This window comes from Streptomyces sp. NPDC043870, assembly GCF_056435785.1.
The window spans coordinates 67,562-70,421 of the sequence record NZ_JBWKDT010000018.1 but is presented as its reverse complement, the minus strand read 5'-3'; the positions used below and the strand labels follow the sequence as shown (position 1 = coordinate 70,421).

Here is a 2,860-nt window from a genome sequence, read left to right as displayed (position 1 = left end):
GGGTGGGAGGGGGACGAGGGGTTGGGAGGTTGTCGCTAGGAGGTACGGACGCCCACCCCCCCCCCCCCCCCCCCCCGGCGGTGTCAGCGGCCTCGCCCCGACAGGGGCCACGCCACCGAGTGGTGGTCCAGGCCGTGCTGCCCCGCCTCGTCCGCGTACTTCGCACAGGCGTCGGCGAGGGTCTCCAGCAGCGTCAGCGGGTCCGGCAACGGATGCTCCGGGCCGCGCACCCAGTCGACGGTGAGGTCGTCGGGGAGCCGCGCGGGCGGTACGAGAACGTAGGAGCCGCGGCTGTGCCAGCGCAGCCCGGGGTGCTCGTCCATCGTCTCGGGGTGGCAGTCCAGCTCGCAGGGCCACCACTCGTCCTCGTCCTCCGGAGTGCCGCGGGTGGCGGTGAAGAACAGCATCCGGTCCGCGCCGGACACGGCGACCGGCCCGACGTCGATGCCGTCCGCGAGCAGTCGTTCCAGGGCGCCGCGGCCCGCCTCCAGCGGCACGTCGAGGACGTCGTGGACCATTCCGGTGGCGGTGATGAAGTTGGCCGCGGGCTCGTCGCCAGCCCAGCGCCCGATCCGGTCCTGGTCGGTCGTGGACTGGGTCTGCCAGGCGAAGGAGACGGGGTGCCGGGCCGGGGTGGGACAGCCGATGCGCTCGCAGGAGCAGCTGGGGCCGGACGGGTACGCGGCGGGCGCGAGGGGCAGTCCGGCGGCGGCGGTGGCCAGCAGCAGGGTGAGGCGGCTGGAGTCGTCCAAGGCTTCCTCGCGGGGGCGCCTGCGCAGCCACTGCGGCAACCGGTTCTCCCAGGACAGCCTGCTCTCCGTGCCGCGGTAGCGGCCGATACCGTCGCCCATCTATCCCCTCACATCTCGCTGCTCGCCCCGGCCCACGCGGCGGAGCCGCATATCGACGCTGCTGCCATCGTCCCATCATCGGGACCGCCGGGTGGCCGCACCCCCCGATCGTGTGGCCGGTCCCTCACTCAGCTCCTGGGCGCGAGGCCGTACAGCGCGTACTCGACGATCTTGTCGGCGTAGTCGTGGGTGAGCGGGAGGGTGCGCAACAGCCAGCGGTGGGTGAGGGGTCCCACGAGGAGTTCCAGGGCGACGCGGGGGTCGGTGCCGGCGTCCATCGCACCGGCGTCCTGGGCGGCGCCCAGCCTGCGTACGTACAGCTGGAGCTGGGGTTCGAGGAGCTTCTCGACGAACTGGGCGCCGAGTCCGGGGTCGACGACGCCCTCGGCGGTGAGGGCGCGGGCGGGGGCGTCGTAGACGGGCGAGTTCAGCTCGTCGACGGTGGCCCGCAGGACGAGCTTGAGGTCGGCCTCGAGATCTCCGGTGTCGGGGATCTCGGTCTCGCCCTGAGCGGCCTGCTCGCCGAGGTCGAGGAAGGCTTCGAGGAGGACCGCGGCCTTGGAGGGCCACCAGCGGTAGATGGTCTGCTTGCCGACTCCGGCGCGGGCGGCGATGCCCTCGATCGTCGTCCTGGTGTAGCCGGCCTCGCCGACGAGGGCGAGGGCGGCGTCGTAGATGGCGCGGCGGGAGCGTTCGCTGCGACGGGAGGAGTCCGGTGCCTTGGTCTCTGCCATGGCGCCAATCTACCAACTGATACGACGATACGTATCGTCTTGTTGAACGCAGGCGGTATGTGTGACGAACCACCCGTTCGGATCACAGCGCGAAGGGCTCGTACGGCGCACCATGGCTGCACGCACAACCGTGCGCCCTGCCGCTCGTGAGGAGCCTGCATTGCCTCGTGACGCTAGATCCCGCCGCTACCTGATGTGCCCACCCACGCACTTCGAGGTGACGTACTCCATCAACCCCTGGATGGACCCCGGGAAGCCTGTCGACCTGTCGCTGGCGCTGGCCCAGTGGGAGGATTTGCACAACCGCTATCGCGCGCTCGGCCACACCGTGGAGCTGCTGGAGCCGCGGGCGGACCTGCCCGACATGGTCTATGCCGCGAACGGCGCGACCGTCGTCGACGGACGGGTGCTCGGCGCGCGCTTCGCGTACCCGGAGCGGGCCGCGGAGGCGCGGGCGCATCTGGACTGGTTCCGCGCGCACGGCTTCACCGAGATCCATGAGCCCGCGCACATCAACGAGGGCGAGGGCGACTTCGCGATCACCTCGACCTATGTGCTGGCCGGCCGGGGCTTCCGGTCGAGTCCGCTGTCGCACGACGAGGCGCAGGAGTTCTTCGGCCGCCCCGTGATCGGGCTCGATCTGGTGGACCCGCGCTACTACCACCTCGACACGGCACTGTCCGTTCTCGACGACGCGACGGACGAGATCATGTACTACCCCGGCGCCTTTTCCCCCGGCAGCCGCGCGGTCCTCGCCCGCCTCTTCCCCGACGCCCTCATCGCCCGCGAGGCGGACGCGGCGGCGTTCGGCCTCAACGCGGTCAGCGACGGCCGCCACGTCCTGCTGCCGCAGGGGGCCCTGGGGCTCTTCGAGCCCCTGCGGGCCCGGGGCTTCGAGCCGATGGGGATGGACCTGGGTGAGCTGCTGAAGGGCGGCGGCAGCGTGAAGTGCTGCACGCAGGAGCTTCGCTCCTGACCTCGCGGGGGTACGGGGCGACCCCGTACCCCCTACGCCCCCGGGCGCGGTGAGGGTTGTCGGGGGTACGGGGTACCCCCAGCAGCCCCCTGCGGAGCCACGGCAGCTTCGCGCCGCGGACGGGCACCCCGGCGGCCCACCCCGAGTCGCACGCGGCAGGCGGCCTTGGTCCGCCGCGAGCTGGACACGGGCGCCCACACCGGCCCCACCCGAGCTGCACGCCGCCGGCCACACCGGCCCGCCGGACGGGGACCGCCACCACCACAGCCCCTCCGGCGCTTGAGGACGGACACACCGGG

Annotated in this window: 3 protein-coding genes; 1 reads left to right on the top strand and 2 read right to left on the bottom strand. The window is 72.4% G+C overall.

Annotated features, from left to right (window positions below):
* Positions 1-83: 83 nt before the first annotated feature.
* Positions 84-851 carry a bifunctional DNA primase/polymerase gene (locus AC0699_RS22345; protein ID WP_478662923.1) on the bottom strand — a complete coding sequence of 256 codons (768 nt, stop codon included), beginning with the start codon at positions 849-851 and terminating at the stop codon, positions 84-86.
* A 128-nt stretch (positions 852-979) separates the two neighbouring features.
* Entirely contained in the window at positions 980-1,585 is a 606-nt protein-coding gene (locus tag AC0699_RS22340) for a TetR/AcrR family transcriptional regulator (protein WP_478662920.1), read from the bottom strand.
* A 112-nt stretch (positions 1,586-1,697) separates the two neighbouring features.
* Here AC0699_RS22340 and ddaH point away from each other — a divergent pair, with 112 nt between their 5' ends.
* The gene (gene ddaH, locus AC0699_RS22335; protein WP_478662917.1) at positions 1,698-2,561 is read left to right on the top strand and encodes a dimethylargininase; all 864 of its coding nucleotides are present in this window, start codon (positions 1,698-1,700) and stop codon (positions 2,559-2,561) included.
* The last annotated feature ends 299 nt before the right edge of the window (positions 2,562-2,860 follow it).